This is a genomic window from Kitasatospora sp. NPDC051984, from assembly GCF_044593455.1.
Lineage (GTDB): Bacteria > Actinomycetota > Actinomycetes > Streptomycetales > Streptomycetaceae > Kitasatospora.
Genome location: NZ_JBIUCB010000004.1, coordinates 57,963 through 74,329, shown reverse-complemented (window position 1 = coordinate 74,329; position 16,367 = coordinate 57,963). Strand labels below are relative to the sequence as shown.

Genomic DNA, 16,367 nt, shown 5'->3' with positions numbered 1-16,367 from the left:
GCCCTCCGCGTCAGGCGGGGAGGCCGACGGCGCGTTCCCGGGTGCGGCGTTGCTGGATGACGACCGCGACCACGAGCAGCGCGCCCTGGGCGACGTTCTGCCAGAAGGAGTTGATGCCCTGGACGGTGAGTCCGTTCTCGAGGGCGCCGAGGAGGGCGACGGCGAGGAGGGTGCCGCCGATGGTGCCCTTGCCGCCCTTGAGGGCGCAGCCGCCGAGGGCGGCGGCGGTGATGGCCTTGAGTTCGAGGCCTTCACTGCCGGAGGTGGGCTGTCCGCTGCCGGTGCGGGCGGTGAGCAGGATGCCGGCGATGGCGGCCACGGTACCGATGAGGGCGTAGACGGCGACCAGGTACTTGTTGATGTTGATGCCGGCGAGGCGGGCGGCGGTGTCGTTGCCGCCGATGGCGTAGACGTTGCGGCCGATGTCGGTGTAGGTGAGCAGGACGTGGACGGCGAGGGCGACGGCGATGAGGATCCAGACCATGACGGGGAGTCCGGCGATCCTGCCCCGGCCGAGGAAGACGAAGAAGGCGTTGTTGAGGACGTAGCCCTGGGCCCGGCCGTCGGAGAGGAGTTGGGCGAGGCCCTTGTAGGCGGCGAGGCCGGCGAGGGTGGCGATGGTGGGGTTGACCCGGCCGTACACGATGACCGCGCCGTTGAGGATGCCGATCAGCAGGCCGACGGCGACGGCGGCGGCCATGCCCGCGAAGGCGTTGGAGCCGGCGGAGGTGAAGGCCATGGCGCTGACGACGGAGGCGACGCCCGCCTGGGAGCCGACCGAGATGTCGAGTCCGCCGCAGATGATGACGACGGTCTGGACGACGGCGAGCAGGCCGGTGATGGTGGCGGCCTCGGCGATCACCTGCATGTTGGTAAGGCTGAGGTAGTTGTCGTTGAGGAGGCCGAAGACGGTGAGGACCGCGGCCAGGGCGCCGATCAGGCTGAGGTTCTGCCCGCCGACGGCGCCCAGGACGGGAATCCTCGTGGAGGGCCGGCGCCGGCCTCCGTCGTCCGAGACGGCAGGCGGTGTGGTGGCGGTTGTCATGAGGTTGCTCCTGGGGCGCTCGTGCTGATGTCATCGGCCATCGCGAGGGCGAGGACGGCCTCCTCGGTGGCTTCCGCACGGTTCAGCTCGCCGGTGGTGCGGCCGTTCTGCATGACGACGATCCGGTCGGCGAGGCCGAGCAGTTCGGGCAGTTCGGAGGAGATCACCAGCAGGGCGATGCCCTGTTCGGCGAGGTCGGCGATGATCCGGTAGATCTCGGCCTTGGCGCCGACGTCGATGCCGCGGGTGGGCTCGTCGAGGATCAGCAGCTTGGGTTTGCGGGCGAGCCAGCGGGCGAGGACGACCTTCTGCTGGTTGCCGCCGGAGAGCTTGCGGACCTCGTGCTCGACGGACGGTGCGCGGACCCGCAGGCGGTCGGTGTACTCCTGGGCGAGGTCGCGTTCCGCTCCTCGCCTGACGAAGCGGAAGCGGCGCAGTCGCTCCAGCACCGCGATGGAGGTGTTGTCCCGGATCGTGCGGTGCAGGAACAGCGCCTGCGCCTTCCGTTCCTCCGGGGCCAGGCCGAGGCCGGCGCGGATCACCGCTCCGGGGTTGCCGGACGGCAGCGGCTGCCCGTCCAGGGTGACACTGCCGGAGCGGACGGGCAGGTCCCCGGCGAGCGCGAGGGCGAGTTCGGAGCGTCCGGCGCCGATCAGTCCGGCGATGCCGACCACTTCGCCGGCGTGGATCCGCAGGTCGATGCCGTGGACCCGGTCCGTCGTCAGGTCACGGACGTCCAGGACGACCCGGTCGGTGACGACGGGGCGGCGGACGGACATCGCCGACAGGTCGCGGCCGACCATCAGGCGCACCAGGTCGCCTTCGGTGGTGGTCCCGGCGTCCTGGACGCCGACCAGGGCTCCGTCGCGCAGGACGGCGATGCGGTCGGCGAGTTGGAAGATCTCCTGCATCCGGTGCGATACGTAGACGACGGCGACGCCCTGGTCGCGCAAGCGGTTGATCAGTGCGAACAGCGCGTCGACCTCGTGCTCGGACAGCGAGGAGGTCGGCTCGTCGAACGCGATGACCCGGGCGGCGGTTCCGCCGGTCAGCGCTCGCATGATCTCGACCAACTGGCGCTGGGCAGCCGTCAGTTGTGATCCGAGCAGATCGGGTTCCAGGACGTCGGCGAAACCGAACCGGGCGAGGTCCGCGGTGATCCGGCGGCGCAGCTCGGCCCGGTCGAGACGGCGGCCGGCCCGGCGGGGCAGGGACCCGGCGTAGACGTTCTCGGCGACCGGGACGTGCGGGATGATCTCGGGTTCCTGCGGGATGATCCGGATGCCGGCGGCCCGTGCGTCGGCCGGGGAGCGCAGGTCGACCGGTCGCCCGTCCAGGAGGACGCGTCCCTCGGTCGGCCGGTGGTCGCCGGCGAGGATCTTCAGAAGAGTGGACTTGCCGGCCCCGTTCTCACCCATGAGGGCGGTGACTCTGCCGCTGGGGAGGTCGAGGGTCACGTCGCTCAGGGCCTGCACCGCGCCGAATCGCTTGGTGATCCCCTCGACCCGCGCCCCGGCGGTGGAGGGCGGTCGGGAGATCGGGGTCGAGGGGCGTGCTCTGTTCACTGGGTCACCTCAGGAATGGAGCGAAGGAGTGGAGCGGAGGAGTGGAGGCGGCCGCCGGCCCCACCGGCGACCGCGGGGAACGACGGTCAGTTGCAGGTGACGCCGGCGCCCTTCCAGGTGGCGGCGTCGACCATGGTGGTGCGGGCGAACGCCTCGGCGGGCATCTCCTTGTTGTTCTTCAGCCGGTCGTACATGGTCTGGACGGCGAGTGCGCCGACGTCCTTGCCGTTGATGAACAGTGCGGCCTTCATCCCGGAGGGCTTGCCGCCGGTCCAGCTCTTGCAGGCGAGGTAGGCGCCGAGGCCCACGCCGTCGATGTCGCCGGGGCTGACGCCGGCGTTCTGCAGGGCGGTGACGCCGCCCTGGACGTTCTCGTCGTTGCAGCCCCAGACCACCCAGTGCTTGACCCCGGCGTTGGCGGTGACCGTCGCAGCGACCTTGTCCTGTGCGCCGGTCGGGGTGTTGTCGGTGGCGACGTCGATGTTCCGGACCCCGGGGACGGCGGAGTCGAAGGCTTCCTTGGCGGCCTTGACCCGGTCGCCGCAGACGGTGACGTCCTGCTTCCAGGCGGAGATGATCCGGGTGTCGGCGGCGTTCCAGCCGGCCTTCTTGAACTCCTCGGCGGCGCGTTTGCCGACCTCGCCGCCCATCTGCGCGCCGGAGAAGCCGATCCGCGGCACCAGGTCGGACTTGGCGCACTTCGCCGGGTCCGGTCCGGTGGCGCAGACCTGATCGTCCGAGGTGAGCAGGGCGATCTTCGCGTCCCGCGCGGTCTGCACGACCTGCGGGCCGACGGCCGGGTCGGGCACGACCACGATGACGCCGTTGGTCTTCTGCGCGATCGCGGACTGCACCTCGCTGATGGTCTTGTTGGCGTCGTTGCCGAGGTTCACCACCTTGATGTCGATGCCCAGTTCGGCGGCCTTCGCTCTCGCGCCGGCCGCCTCGCCGACGAAGTACTCCTGGTCGCCCTGCTTCTGCAGGTAGGTGATCGAGATCTTTCCGCCGACCGGGGCGACCGCGGGGGCGCCGGAGGTGGACTCCTGGCCGGTGGAGCAGGCGGTGGTGGTCAGGCCCAGGGCGAGCAGGAGTCCTGCGGCGGCACGGCAGTTGATGGCACGGGACATGAGGGGAGGCTCCTTTTCGTCGAACGCGAGAGGGGGAGGGGGCTCCTGACTCCGTCGCGCACAGGCTCCGGCGGCCCGTCAAACCACCAGAAACCAACATGCTCAAACGCGACCCGACATATCTCAGTGCCATTGCACGGGCATGTCAAGAGGGCGGGGGCATGGACATCCGCCCGTGAAGTTATCCGTTGCATTCAACGGCAGTTCGGCCTGAAGCTTCCTGAAGACGGCGTGTTCGAGGTCTTGAGTGCTTGTTTCCGATCTGGCTACCATGCGTTGCTTTCTGTTTGAAAATTCCTCCAGCCGTCGATCTCTGGAGATGGATTCAACAGAACCCACCGGCATGTCACATCCCCCGCAGGCTCACCTGGAGCGCCCCCATGCGTCCATCCATGCCCCGCACCCTGCTGCACGCCCTCGCGGCGTTGTCCCTCGCGGCATCCGGCCTCACGGCCGTCGTCGCCGGCTCCGCCCCCGCCGCGGCCCTCGACAACGGCAACGCCCTCACTCCGCCGATGGGGTGGAACTCCTGGAACATCCTGGGCACCGCGGTGACCCAGCAGCAGGTCGTCCAGACCATCGACTTCATGTCGTCCAAGGGCCTGGTGGCGGCCGGCTACGACACCGTCACCATCGACGACGGCTGGTCGCTGTCCCACCGCGACGGCCAGACCACCGACCTCGTCAAGAACTCCTACGGCGCGATGCAGCTGTACGACGCCAACCGCAACCCCGTCAGCGGTACCGACGGCAACGGCTTCGACCTGACGACAGGACACCTGATACCGGACCCGAACCACTTCCCGGCGCACACCGTCAACGGGCAGACCCTGAACGGCATCCAGTACCTGTCGTGGTACGCCCACAGCAAGGGCATGAAGTTCGGCCTCTACGCCACCGGCACCTACACCACCTGCCAGGGGCACCCGGGCAGTCTCGGGCACGAGTCGACCGACGCCGCCGACTTCGTCGCCTGGGGTGTCGACTTCGTCAAGTACGACGACTGCCCCTACGGCCCGCCGATCACCGGTCCGGACGGGTACAACTACGGAACCCAGGGCGAGGGCCGGGAGTTGACCCGCTCCATCTACGCCCGCACGCAGGACTTCCAGCGCGCCCTGGACGCGGCCTCCGCCGCCCAGGGCCGACCGCGCGTCGTGATGAGCGTGTCCGCGCAGCCCGTGCACACCGGCCTCCCGTACCTGCTGGCCGGTGACGACCCCGCCCGCACCGACCCGGTGATCCGGGCGGCCGGCACCCCCGCCCGGCAGGCCCCCGGCTACGCGCCGACCGGCATCTGGTGCGGTCAGGTCGCGAACCTCTGCCGGATCGGCGGCGACCGCGGTCCGGACCTGGAAGGCGTGCTCTACAACGGCCAGTTGCAGACCGCGCTGCAGTATCCGGGCAACGTCCGGCCGGGCAGCTGGAACGACATGGACATGATGTTCGCCGGCTGGCTCGACCCGTACGGCCTCTACGGCACCACCGACACCTGCACCTGCCACAAGCCGATGAACGACACCGAATCGCGCAGCGAGATGTCGATCCTCGCCATGACGGCCGCCCCGCTGATCTCCGGCGCCGACCTGCGTACCGCCGCCGACTCCCAGCACAGCGACCGCGGCTACACCTGGTCCACGGGCATCAGCGACTCCGCGCTCGCCATCTACAAGAACGCCGACGTCATCGCCGTCGACCAGGACAGCCTCGCCAAGCCCGCCACCCTGGTCGGCAACCCGCCGAACAGCCCCACCGCCCCGCTGGTCCTCAAGCGGCAGCTGGCGAACGGCGACACCGCCGTCCTGCTGGTCAACCAGGACCCGAACTCCGCCCGGACGGTCTCCACCACCCTGAGCGCACTCGGACTGACGGGCCCCGGCTACTCCTCCAAGGAGCTGTGGACCGGCGCCACCGGCAACGTCACCGACACGCTCGGCGCCTCGGTCGCCCCGCACGGCGTGGCCATGTACCGGCTCAAGGCCCTGCCCGTCACCGTCCCCGCGACGGTGATCGGCGACGGCCGCTACCACGGCATCAGCGCCGGCGGCACCGGCGGCCAGGTCCTGGAGGTCCGGGGCACGTGCAGCGCCCCCGACGGCTCGACCACCGACATCAACACCTGGTGGGACTGGCACACCTCGGAGCGGTGGCGCTTCGACGCCAACGGTGACGGCACGGTGCACATCACCGACGACTGCTACACCGGCACCCAGGTCCACGGCACCCTGACCGGGCCGGCCGCGCCCGGCAATCCGGCGTGGGTCCTCAACAGCTACGACCCCAACAGCCCGTACCAGAAGTGGCGCGTCGTCCAGAACACCGCCACCGGTGCGCTGACCATCACCAACGTGGCCACCGGCCTCGCACTGGACGCCCCGCAGTCCACGCCCACGTCCGCCGTCGTCCTCGACCAGCCCGACGGATCGGCCGCAGGCCAGTCCTGGAGCCTGATGTCCTGACGCGGCGGACCCACAGCGATCCACTTTCCGTGTGGTCGAGTCCCGCATGTCCGTTCCCGGGGAGGAACCTTGCAATCCGTACGCGCAAAACTGTCCCGCCGCATCAGCGCGGCGTTAACGTCCCTCACCCTGCTGGCCGGTGGCGGCGCGCTCGTCGCCGGCGCCCAACTCGCCACCGCCCCACCGGCGATGGCGCTCGACAACGGCATCAACCTGACCCCCCAGATGGGCTTCAACAACTGGAACACCACCTGGTGCGGGTCCCAGTTCAACGAGGACCTGGTCAAGGGCATGGCCGACCTGTTCGTCAGCAAGGGCCTCAAGGCGGCCGGCTACCAGTACATCAACCTCGACGACTGCTGGGCGATGCCCTCCCGGGACCTGTCCGGCAACCTGGTGCCCGACCCGGTCCGGTTCCCGCACGGCATCAAGGCGCTCGCGGACTACGTCCACGGCAAGGGCCTGAAGTTCGGCCTCTACTCGAGCGCCGGCATCCACACCTGCGACGTCCAGGGCTTCCCGGGCGGCCTCGGCCACGAGCAGCAGGACGCCGACCTGTGGGCCTCCTGGGGCGTCGACTACCTCAAGTACGACAACTGCAACAACATGGGCGTCGACGCACAGACCCGCTACAAGGCCATGGGCGACGCGCTGAAGAAGACCGGCCGGCCGATCCTCTACAGCATCTGCGACTGGGGCTCCAGCGGCCCGTGGAACTGGGCTCAGCCGGTCGGCAACTCCTGGCGCACCACCGGCGACATCAGCGACACCTGGCAGAGCATGATCTCCATCGCGCACGCCAACCAGGGACTGTCCGCCTACGCCAAGCCCGGCGCCTTCAACGACCCGGACATGCTGGAGGTCGGCAACGGCGGCATGACCGGCACCGAGTACCGGACCCACTTCAGCCTCTGGGCCGAGATGGCCGCACCACTGCTGATCGGCGCCGACCTGCGCACCGCCAAGCAGGAGACGTTCGACATCCTCACCAACGCCGACGTCATCGCGATCGACCAGGATCCGCTGGGCAAGCAGGGCTCGGTGGTCTCCAGCGACAACGGCCTGGTCGTCATGTCGAAGCCGCTGGCCGACGGCAGCCGCGCGGTCACCCTCACCAACGAGGGCTCCTACGACGCCACCATCACCACCACCGTGCAGGCCGTCGGCATCGCCGGCGCGCCCTCGTACACGGTCAAGGACCTGTGGGCGAAGAAGACCACCATCAGCACCGGGACGATCAGCGCCACGGTCCCCGGCCACGGCACCGCGATGTTCCGGGTCACCCCCAGCGTGCCCGTCCCGCCGCCCACCGGCATGAGCTACCTGAGCGACCTGCCGTTCCTCGCCCAGGCCAACGGCTGGGGCCCGGCCGAGCGCGACCACAGCAACGGCGACTGGGCCGCCGGTGACGGCCGCACCCTGGCCATCCGCGGCACCACGTACGCCAAGGGCATCGGTACGAACGCCGCCAGCGACATCAGCTTCAACCTCGGCGGTACCTGCAAGAACCTGGTGACCAGTGTCGGCATAGACGACGAGACGTCCGGCAACGGCTCCGCCGTCTTCCGGATATTCAAGGACGGAACCCTCGCCGCCGACAGCGGAAAGCTCACCGGCAAGGACCCGGCCAAGAAGCTCACCGTCGACCTCACCGCCACCACCACCCTGCGCCTGGCGGTCACCGACGGCGGCGACGGCACCAGCTGGGACCACGCCGACTGGGCCGACGCCAAGATCGCCTGCGGCAACGGCCCCACCGCCGGCGCCCACCAGCTCTCCGACCTCACCTGGACCTCCGCGAGCAACGGCTGGGGCCAGGTCGAGAAGGACATGAGCAACGGCGACAACCAGTCCGGCGACGGACACACCATCACCATCAACGGCGCGACCTACGCCAAGGGCCTCGGCACCAACGCGTTCAGCGAGATCGTCTACTACCTCGGCGGCACCTGCACCTCGCTGACCACCGACGTCGGCGTCGACGCCGAGGCCATGGGCCGCGGCACCGTCGCCTTCCAGATCTGGAAGGACGGCACCAAGGTCGCCGACAGCGGCGTGCTGAACGCCACCGCCGGCGCCAAGCACCTCACCGCCGACCTCACCGGCGCCAACGAACTCCACCTCGTCGTCACCGACGGCGGCGACGGCAACAACAGCGACCACGCCGACTGGGCGGGCCCGGTCCTCACCTGCTGACCGATCCCCCACACGGGTGCGGTGCCCGGATCCGTCCGGGTCCGGGCACCGCACCCCTCCCAGCGAAACGGGGGCCGCACGGAAGTTGCTACTCGGTCCGCAACGCGGTGGCGGTCCGGGAGCGGACCGCCCAGCCAGCCGGCAGCAGGGCGATCGCGATCCCGCCGGCCAGCAGCGGGAGCAGCATCCCGGCGGTGAAGACGTGGCTCAGGCTCGGCGGCAGGTTCCTGCCGATCGCGCTGCCCATCCGGCTCAGCGTCACGTTCTCCACCGCCATCCCGATCGGGACTCCGATCAGCCCGGCGACCAGGCCGGTGAGGCTCACCGAGGTCAGCACCATCGCGATGGTCTGCTTGGGCGGCATCCGTGTCCAGCACCGTCAGGTCGTCGAGCAGGTTGAAGACGTTTCCACAGGCCGGAGCGGGTCCTACAGGTCGTAGTAGAGCTCGAACTCGTGCGGGTGCGGCCGCAGGGCGATCGGGGCGATTTCCTGGGTGCGCTTGTAGTCGATCCAGGTTTCGATCAGGTCGGTGGTGAAGACGCCGCCGGCCAGGAGGTATTCGTGGTCGGCTTCGAGGGCGTCGAGGACGGCGGGGAGGGAGGCGGGGACCTGGGGGACGGCGGCGTGTTCGTCGGGGGCGAGTTCGTAGAGGTCCTTGTCGACGGGCTCGGCGGGTTCGATCTTGTTCTTGATGCCGTCGAGGCCGGCCATCAGCATGGCGGAGAAGGCCAGGTAGGGGTTGGACGCCGGGTCGGGGGCGCGGAACTCGATGCGCTTGGCCTTGGCGTTGGAGCCGGTGATCGGGATGCGGATCGCGGCGGAGCGGTTGCGCTGCGAGTAGACCAGGTTGACGGGGGCCTCGAAGCCGGGGACCAGGCGGTGGTACGAGTTCACCGAGGGGTTGGTGAAGGCGAGCAGTGAGGGGGCGTGCCTGAGGATGCCGCCGATGTAGTGGCGGGCGATGTCGGACAGGCCCGCGTAGCCCTGCTCGTCGTAGAACAGCGGGGTGCCGGCCGTCCAGAGGGACTGGTGGACGTGCATGCCGGAGCCGTTGTCGCCGAAGATCGGCTTGGGCATGAAGGTGGCGGTCTTGCCGGCCCGCCAGGCGACGTTCTTGATGATGTATTTGAACAGCATCAGGTCGTCGGCGGCGTGCAGCAGGGTGTTGAACCGGTAGTTGATCTCGGCCTGCCCGGCGGTGCCGACCTCGTGATGCTGGCGTTCCACGGTGAGCCCGGCGCGGCCGAGTTCGAGGGACATCTCGGCGCGCAGGTCGGCGAAGTGGTCGACCGGCGGGACGGGGAAGTAGCCGCCCTTGTACTTGACCTTGTAGCCGCGGACGTCGCCCTCGGCGGAGCCGGTGTTCCAGGCACCGGCCACCGAGTCGATGTGGTAGTAGGACGCGTTGGCGCTGGTCTCGAAGCGCACCGAGTCGAAGACGTAGAACTCGGCCTCGGGCCCGAAGTACGCGGTGTCGGCGATGCCGGAGGAGGCGAGGTAGGCCTCTGCCTTGCGGGCCACGTTGCGCGGGTCGCGGCTGTAGGCCTCGCCGGTGATCGGGTCCTGGATGAAGAAGTTGATGTTGAGGTGCTTCTCGGTGCGGAACGGGTCCAGCCGGGCGGTGGCGAGGTCCGGGACGAGGGCCATGTCGGACTCGTGGATGGCCTGGAAGCCGTGGATCGAGGAGCCGTCGAACATCAGGGTCTCGGTCGGGTCGAAGGTGTCGGCGGGGACCGCGAGGTGCTGCAGCACGCCCGGCAAGTCGCAGAACCGGACGTCGACGAACTTGATGTCGTTGTCCGCGATGTACTGCTTGACCTCGTCGGCGTTGGTGAACATCCGTACTCCTCCTCGACGTGCGGTCCGAGCCTCCGTCAGGGGCGACGGGAGCCCCCGCGCAGGGGCTCACGATAGGAATCGGCCGTTTCCCGATCGTGACTCGACTGTTTCCCACATGTTAACCAGGCCGCTCGGGCGGGCCGCAAAGCGGTACGGTCCCGGGCAAATCGCCGGTGTCAGTAGCGCCCGTGTACCCCGACATGTCGAGACCATTCACGGCAGTCGGCGGAATCCGTTTCACCCCGGCGGGAGCCCGCCCCGGCGCGTCCCGCCCGCGGGCCCGCCGCCGGATCGGCGGGTAAGCCCGGTTAGGGTGGGTCCGTGGACACCAGAGAAGCACTCGGATCGTGGATCGACGGCCCGAAGGCGGCCGCCGAGAAGATGGGCGCCGACTTCGGCTACCGCGGCGAGCGCCTCGGCCTGCCGCGCTCCGGCCCCGGCTCGATGGCCGGCCCCGGCCGCCGGATCGGCGCCCTGTTCGTGGACGGCTGGCTGGTCAGCCTGGTCGCCTACGGCCTGATCACGCACGGCGACCAGGGCTCGGCCAACCTGTGGACCACCCCGCTGTTCTATGCCGTCACCGTGCTGTTCCTGGCCACCACCGGCACCACCGTCGGCAAGCGCCTGTTCGGCCTGCGGGTGGTCCGGCTGGACGGCCGCCGCGCGACCATCCCGCAGGTGCTGCTGCGCACCTTCCTGCTGTGCCTGATCATTCCGGCCGCCGTCTGGGACCGCGACACCCGCGGCCTGCACGACAAGGCCGTCGGCACCGTCGAGGTCCGGATCTGACGCCGCCAGAGCGATAGAACGTCGCCAAGGCCCGCCACAAGGCCCGCCAAGGCCATGGAACGTCGAACGGCCCCGCTCGCGGAGAGGAATCTCGCGAGCGGGGCCGTGGTGTCCTACGGGGGAGTGAACGCTAGCGCGCGCCGCCCTTGGGCATCCGGGCGCCCTTCGGCATCGGGCCCTTGGGGATCGGCGCCTTCGACAGCAGGTCGCCGAGCGCCCGCAGCCGGTCGTTGGTCTCGGTGACCTGGGCGGCGGAGATCGACCGCGGCAGTCGCATCAGGTGGATCTGCAGCTTCTTCAGCGGGATCTCGCCCTCGCCGTTGCCGACCATGATGTCGTGCACCGGGATGTCGCCGACGACGCGGGACATCTTCTTCTTCTCGGACGCCAGCAGCGGACGCACCCGGTTCGGGTTGCCCTCACCGATCAGCGCGATGCCGGCCCGGCCGACCGCGCGGTAGACCGCGTCCTGGCTGCGGGTGACCGCGACCGGGGTCTGGTTGGCGCTCCAGCCGCGGCGGATGTTGCCCAGCACCGCGGCGACCGCGCCCGGCTGGCCTTCCATCTGCCCGAACGCGGCCCGCTCGGCGCGACGGCCGAACACGATCGCGACTGCCAGCACCGCCACCACAAAGCCGAGAATGCCCAGGTAGACCGGGTGATCCAGGGCGAAGCCGATGGCGAGGAACACGCCGAAGGTCAGCAGGCCGACGCCGGCGATGATCAGGCCGATCTTGGAGTCGACCTGCTTGGTCATGACATATGCCTGGCGGATCTGTGCGAGCCGCCCAGGAGTATCGGATTTTTGCCTCGCCATACCGCTCATGGTACGTGGCATAAGGGGTGATCATCCAAGCGGTGCCGGTTCCGTGACCCTGGACTTTCCCGGATGCCGACCCCGGCGTCACCAGCGGTTCACGCGCTGCGTTCGGGCACCCGTTCGGACCGCTCGCGTTCGCCCGCCAGCCGGCGGTTCTCGCACACCGCCGCCCACGCGTTGCGGCGCGCGCCGCGGATCAGCAACAGCTGTTCGGCCCGCCGCAGGGCGGTCCTGAGTCCGGTACGCATGACCACACCAACTCCTCGACCCGGGTACCGTTCGAGCGTCCCGGACGCCCGTTACCGTACGGTGACCCGACCGTCAATGCCACGTGAAACGTCGGCGGTTAGTCCGGTCGGCCCCGCCCGCGCCCGGGCCCGCGGGTACCTCCCCGCACGCCGAAGGGCGGGCCCGATCGGGCCCGCCCTCCAGAAGCACTGCGCTCAGACCGCCGCCTGCTCGCGACGCTCCAGCGCCTGCCGGTACAGCCGGCCGGCCCGGTACGAGGAACGCACCAGCGGGCCGGACATCACACCGGCGAAGCCCAGTTCCTCGGCCTCCTCCTGGAGCTCGACGAACTCCTGCGGCTTCACCCAGCGCTCCACCGGGTGGTGGCGCAGCGAGGGCCGCAGGTACTGGGTGATGGTGATCAGCTCGCAGCCGGCGTCGACCAGGTCGGACAGCGCCTCGCTGACCTCCTCGCGGGTCTCGCCCATGCCCAGGATCAGGTTGGACTTGGTGACCAGTCCGGCCGCCCGGGCCTGGGTGATGACGTCCAGCGAGCGCTCGTAGCGGAACGCGGGGCGGATCCGCTTGAAGATCCGCGGCACCGTCTCGACGTTGTGCGCGAGCACCTCGGGACGGGACGAGAACACCTCGGCGAGCTGCTCCGGCACCGCGTTGAAGTCCGGGATCAGCAGCTCGACGCCGGTACGGCCGGCTTCGCGGGCCGCCGTCATCGCGTGCACCTGGCGGACGGTCTCCGCGTACAGCCACGCGCCGCCGTCCTCCAGGTCGTCGCGGGCGACGCCGGTGATGGTGGCGTAGTTCAGGTCCATCGTGACGATGGACTCGGCGACCCGGCGCGGCTCGTCCCGGTCGAACTCGGCGGGCTTGCCGGTGTCGATCTGGCAGAAGTCGCAGCGGCGGGTGCACTGGTCGCCGCCGATCAGGAAGGTCGCCTCGCGGTCTTCCCAGCACTCGAAGATGTTGGGACAGCCCGCCTCCTGGCAGACCGTGTGCAGCCCCTCCTTCTTCACCAGGGACTGCAGGGCGTTGTACTCCGGCCCCATCTTCGCCCTGGTCTTGATCCACTCGGGCTTCCGCTCGATGGGGGTCTCGCTGTTGCGGACCTCCAGGCGGAGAAGCTTCCTGCCGTCGGGTGCGACAGCGGACACGTGCGACTCCTAGAACTAGACGGGGTACCCCAAAGGGTACGCCGTTGCTTCGATGGCCTGCGCCGGGCCCCGGGCCTTTATTCGGAAGGCAACACCGGGCGCGGCGCGCCGATTCCGCGACCGGCCCGCGATCAGACCTTGACGGCCGGCTCGGGCAGCTCGGCGAACACCTCGGTCAGCGTCCGCTCCACCGTCCCGACGGCGTCCGCGACCGCGAACGGACGGGCCAGCTCGCCGCTCAGCGAGGCCACGCCGGCGTCCCGGATGCCGCACGGGACGATCTTGTCGAAGTACGTCATGTCCGGGTCGCAGTTCAGCGCGAAGCCGTGCATGGTCACGCCGCGCGCCACCCGCACGCCGATCGCCGCGAGCTTGCGGTCGTCGCCGCGCTGGCCCGCGTTGGATGGGGCGTACTCGGGGCCCGCGAGACGCGGGTCGATGCCCAGCGGCAGGCCCATCCGCAGCGTCAGCTTGCCGATCTCCACCACCTGCGAGGGGTCCACCACCGCGCCCGGGATCTCCGCGCCCAGCTTCCACACCCCGCTCCGGCCCTCGATCCGGGTGGTCTCCACCCCGAACTCGGTGCACGCCCGGATCAGCGCCTCCTCCAGCCGCCGCACGTACGCCACCACGTCGATCGGGTCCGGCAGTTTCACGATCGGGTACCCCACCAGCTGGCCCGGGCCGTGCCAGGTGATCTCCCCACCACGGTTCACCTCCACCACCGGCGTCCCGTCCAGCGGCAGGTCCTCCGGGTTGGTGCGCTTGCCCATCGTGTAGACCGGGTCGTGCTCCAGCAGCAGCACCGTGTCCGGAATCTCGTCCGCGACCCGCAACGCGTGCAGCCGCTGCTGCTCCGCCCACGCTTCCTGGTAGGGGACGGTCCGTTCGCCTATCCCCATCCGCACGAACCGCACGTTCTCGCTCACTGCATGCTCCCTGCCGGCCGGCTCAGCCCAACCTCGCCACTGTACGCCTGCGCTCGGGCGCGACCTTCCTGCACGTTGGTCGCGCCCACGCGCAGCTGGCCGTCGGGGGCGCGATCCTGCCGACGCTCGCCTTCCGCTTCGCGCGGTTCTCCCCCAGCCCTGGCGGGCCGGGAGGTACCCCCACGCGCCCCCGGTTTCGCACCCTGATTACTCCCCGGCCAACAGCAAGAGCCTGAGCGCCAGTTGGAGCTCCAGCGCCCGCTCCGGCTGGTTCCAGTCGCGGCCGAGCAGCACCTCGACCCGGTCGAGCCGCTGGACGACCGTGTTCACGTGGACGTGCAGCAGGTCCTTGGCCCGGGTCAGGCTGCCGCCGCAGTCGAAGTAGGCGCGGAGGGTGCGGACGAGTTCGGTGCCGCGCTTGGCGTCGTAGTCGAGGAGCGGGGCGAGCGTCGCGCGGACGAAGCCCTCGACGTCGTGGCCGTCGCCGAGCAGGACGCCTAGGAAACCGAGGTCGGTCGCGCACGCGCCGTCGCCCTCGCGGCCGAGCACGCGCAGGGCCCGGACGCAGCGCACGCCCTCCGCGTAGGCCGCGGCCAGCGGGACGGGCCCGCTGGCGGCGCGGCCGGTGCCGACGGTGACGGGCACCCCTACCAGCCGGGCGAGGCGTTCCGCGGCGAGGGCGGCGACCGCGCCGTCGCCGGTGCCGTCGTGCGGGACGAGCAGCACCACGCCGTCGCCGAACTCGGCGCTGATGCCGCGCGAGCCGAACAGGTACCGGGCCGCGGCACCGGCCAGCCGTTCCCGGGCACTGACGTCCGCGGCGACCGCGACCAGCACCAGGTGGGGGCGGCCCAGGTCGACGCCGAGACGGCGGCCGCGGGCGGTGAGGCCGGCCGGGTCGCGGTCGGGGGCGGTGAGCAGGTCGGCCAGCAGTTCGCCGCGGACGCGGTTCTCGGTCTCGGCGACCGAGCGCCGCAGCAGGAGCAGCAGCGCGGTGACCACGCTCGCGCGTTCGAACACCCGCCGGTCGGCGTCGTCGAGTTCGGGTCTGCCGTGCAGGACGAGCGAGCCGAGCAGTTCCTGGCCGGCCAGCACCGCGCACACCCACTCGGCGCCGTGCCGTACGGCATGGCCGCCGGCCCGGGAGGCGGCGACGGCGTCGGAGAGGCCGTCGGGGGCGCCGCCGGGGCCGGTGAGCGGGGCGCCCTCCGCGTCGTGGACGGAGGCCTCGCCGTCGAGCAGAGCGGCCACCTCGGCGGCGACGTCGCCGACCTCCGCGCCGCGCAGGACGAGGTCGGTGAGCCGGTCGTGGGCCTGTTCGGCGCGCTGGACGGAGCCCGCGTGGGCGCGGATGACGGCGTTGGCGGTGGCGAGTTCGGCGAGCGCGGCGCGGGTGTCGGCCAGCGACTTGGCGGTGTCCAGGGCGATCGCGGCGTGCGCGGCGAGGGTGCACAGCAGTGCGACCTCGTCGGGGGAGAAGGCCCGGGGGGTGCGGTCGGCGGCGAACAGCACGCCGATCACGGTGCCGCCGAGCAGCAGCGGCACGCCGATGATGGCGACCAGGCCCTCGTCGAGCACGCCCGCGTCGATCTGGCCGGTGTGCCGGAAGCGTTCGTCGATGCGGTAGTCGTGGCTGGCGTAGGGGCGGGCGGTCTGCGCGACCAGGCCGCCGAGGCCGTCGCCGAGGCTGAGCCGCAGGGTTTGGAAGAGCGGCGAGACGGAGCCGTCGGTGACCCGCATGTAGGTGTCGCCGGCCTGCTCGTCGGGGAGCGTGAGGTACGCGGTGTCGGTGCCGAGCAGCATCCGGGCGCGGCGGACGATGGCCTGCAGCACGGCGTCGAGGTCGCGGGAGGCGGCGAGGTCGCCGGCGGTGTCGAACAGCGCGGTCAGTTCGGCTTCGCGGCGGCGGTGCTGACGCATCGTCCGGTGCACCCGCAGCGCCTGCCAGGTGGCGTCGTCGATCTCGGTCAGCACCTGGGCGGGTGCGCCCTGTCGGCGGGCGTCGGCGAGGACTTCGCCGAAGTCCTCGGTGGCGGCGCCGGTCGCCAGCAGGTCGAGGAGTCGGCGCAGCGCCGGTGCGGCGGTGGTGTGGCGGTCCATTCGGTCTTCCCTGTCACTCGTGCCCCCCGTGGCCCCCGTTGCCCGCGGCCTGTCGCGCTGTCGTGCTGTCGCGCTGTCGCGAAACGGGCCGGGGCCGCGC

Annotated in this window: 13 protein-coding genes; 3 read left to right on the top strand and 10 right to left on the bottom strand. The window is 70.6% G+C overall.

All coding sequences use genetic code 11. The annotated features are described in order from the left end of the window. Window positions 1-10: 10 nt before the first annotated feature. The 3 genes from ACIHEI_RS09595 to ACIHEI_RS09585 form a co-directional block, all read right to left on the bottom strand. Entirely contained in the window at window positions 11-1,045 is a 1,035-nt protein-coding gene (locus tag ACIHEI_RS09595) for an ABC transporter permease (RefSeq protein WP_396606222.1), read from the bottom strand. Then, on the bottom strand, window positions 1,042-2,610 hold the full coding sequence (locus ACIHEI_RS09590) for a sugar ABC transporter ATP-binding protein (RefSeq protein WP_396606221.1): 1,569 nt from the start codon (window positions 2,608-2,610) through the stop codon (window positions 1,042-1,044). The genes ACIHEI_RS09595 and ACIHEI_RS09590 overlap by 4 nt, the downstream gene beginning before the upstream one ends. 86 nt (window positions 2,611-2,696) lie before the next feature. Continuing rightward, window positions 2,697-3,737 (bottom strand): substrate-binding domain-containing protein, encoded by a 1,041-nt coding sequence (locus tag ACIHEI_RS09585; protein ID WP_392947902.1) that lies wholly within the window; start codon window positions 3,735-3,737, stop codon window positions 2,697-2,699. Window positions 3,738-4,117: 380 nt separating this feature from the next. Here ACIHEI_RS09585 and ACIHEI_RS09580 point away from each other — a divergent pair, with 380 nt between their 5' ends. Further along, the gene (locus tag ACIHEI_RS09580; protein WP_396606220.1) at window positions 4,118-6,196 is read left to right on the top strand and encodes an alpha-galactosidase; all 2,079 of its coding nucleotides are present in this window, start codon (window positions 4,118-4,120) and stop codon (window positions 6,194-6,196) included. Between the two features lie 69 nt (window positions 6,197-6,265). Continuing rightward, window positions 6,266-8,392: an NPCBM/NEW2 domain-containing protein gene (locus ACIHEI_RS09575; protein ID WP_396606219.1), complete on the top strand. Its 2,127-nt coding sequence runs from the start codon at window positions 6,266-6,268 to the stop codon at window positions 8,390-8,392. Window positions 8,393-8,480: 88 nt separating this feature from the next. Here ACIHEI_RS09575 and ACIHEI_RS09570 read toward each other — a convergent pair whose 3' ends face one another. Both ACIHEI_RS09570 and glnA read right to left on the bottom strand, forming a co-directional pair. After that, the gene (locus ACIHEI_RS09570) at window positions 8,481-8,756 is read right to left on the bottom strand and encodes a hypothetical protein (protein ID WP_396606218.1); all 276 of its coding nucleotides are present in this window, start codon (window positions 8,754-8,756) and stop codon (window positions 8,481-8,483) included. Window positions 8,757-8,819: 63 nt separating this feature from the next. Beyond that, window positions 8,820-10,232 (bottom strand): type I glutamate--ammonia ligase, encoded by a 1,413-nt coding sequence (gene glnA / locus ACIHEI_RS09565; RefSeq protein WP_387643560.1) that lies wholly within the window; start codon window positions 10,230-10,232, stop codon window positions 8,820-8,822. A gap of 321 nt (window positions 10,233-10,553) precedes the next feature. On the opposite strand from glnA, the gene ACIHEI_RS09560 reads away from it, so the two are divergent. Further along, window positions 10,554-11,021, top strand: coding sequence for an RDD family protein (locus ACIHEI_RS09560; protein WP_387643562.1), 468 nt, complete (start codon window positions 10,554-10,556; stop codon window positions 11,019-11,021). Between the two features lie 130 nt (window positions 11,022-11,151). On the opposite strand, the gene ACIHEI_RS09555 is transcribed toward ACIHEI_RS09560, so the two are convergent. The 5 genes from ACIHEI_RS09555 to ACIHEI_RS09535 all read right to left on the bottom strand — a co-directional run bounded on the left by ACIHEI_RS09555 (window position 11,152) and on the right by ACIHEI_RS09535 (window position 16,267). After that, window positions 11,152-11,859 (bottom strand): DUF4191 domain-containing protein, encoded by a 708-nt coding sequence (locus tag ACIHEI_RS09555; RefSeq protein ID WP_387643564.1) that lies wholly within the window; start codon window positions 11,857-11,859, stop codon window positions 11,152-11,154. Between the two features lie 77 nt (window positions 11,860-11,936). Further along, the gene (locus ACIHEI_RS09550; RefSeq protein WP_387643566.1) at window positions 11,937-12,089 is read right to left on the bottom strand and encodes a hypothetical protein; all 153 of its coding nucleotides are present in this window, start codon (window positions 12,087-12,089) and stop codon (window positions 11,937-11,939) included. Between the two features lie 195 nt (window positions 12,090-12,284). Next, window positions 12,285-13,238 carry a lipoyl synthase gene (gene lipA / locus ACIHEI_RS09545; RefSeq protein ID WP_392947927.1) on the bottom strand — a complete coding sequence of 318 codons (954 nt, stop codon included), beginning with the start codon at window positions 13,236-13,238 and terminating at the stop codon, window positions 12,285-12,287. Window positions 13,239-13,369: 131 nt separating this feature from the next. Next, complete coding sequence (lipB, locus tag ACIHEI_RS09540; protein ID WP_387643855.1) at window positions 13,370-14,140, bottom strand: lipoyl(octanoyl) transferase LipB; 771 nt, start codon at window positions 14,138-14,140, stop codon at window positions 13,370-13,372. Window positions 14,141-14,374: 234 nt separating this feature from the next. Then, window positions 14,375-16,267: a helix-turn-helix domain-containing protein gene (locus ACIHEI_RS09535; protein WP_387643570.1), complete on the bottom strand. Its 1,893-nt coding sequence runs from the start codon at window positions 16,265-16,267 to the stop codon at window positions 14,375-14,377. Window positions 16,268-16,367 lie beyond the last annotated feature (100 nt).

What these genes read in the sequence shown, in the direction of transcription:
- ACIHEI_RS09595 (WP_396606222.1), bottom strand. Translation starts at nt 1,045, where the DNA reads ATGACAACCGCCACCACACCGCCTGCCGTCTCGGACGACGGAGGCCGG.
- ACIHEI_RS09585 (WP_392947902.1), bottom strand. Translation starts at nt 3,737, where the DNA reads ATGTCCCGTGCCATCAACTGCCGTGCCGCCGCAGGACTCCTGCTCGCC.
- ACIHEI_RS09580 (WP_396606220.1), top strand. Translation starts at nt 4,118, where the DNA reads ATGCGTCCATCCATGCCCCGCACCCTGCTGCACGCCCTCGCGGCGTTG.
- ACIHEI_RS09570 (WP_396606218.1), bottom strand. Translation starts at nt 8,756, where the DNA reads ATGCCGCCCAAGCAGACCATCGCGATGGTGCTGACCTCGGTGAGCCTC.
- glnA (WP_387643560.1), bottom strand. Translation starts at nt 10,232, where the DNA reads ATGTTCACCAACGCCGACGAGGTCAAGCAGTACATCGCGGACAACGAC.
- ACIHEI_RS09555 (WP_387643564.1), bottom strand. Translation starts at nt 11,859, where the DNA reads ATGCCACGTACCATGAGCGGTATGGCGAGGCAAAAATCCGATACTCCT.
- ACIHEI_RS09550 (WP_387643566.1), bottom strand. Translation starts at nt 12,089, where the DNA reads ATGCGTACCGGACTCAGGACCGCCCTGCGGCGGGCCGAACAGCTGTTG.
- lipB (WP_387643855.1), bottom strand. Translation starts at nt 14,140, where the DNA reads ATGGGGATAGGCGAACGGACCGTCCCCTACCAGGAAGCGTGGGCGGAG.
- ACIHEI_RS09535 (WP_387643570.1), bottom strand. Translation starts at nt 16,267, where the DNA reads ATGGACCGCCACACCACCGCCGCACCGGCGCTGCGCCGACTCCTCGAC.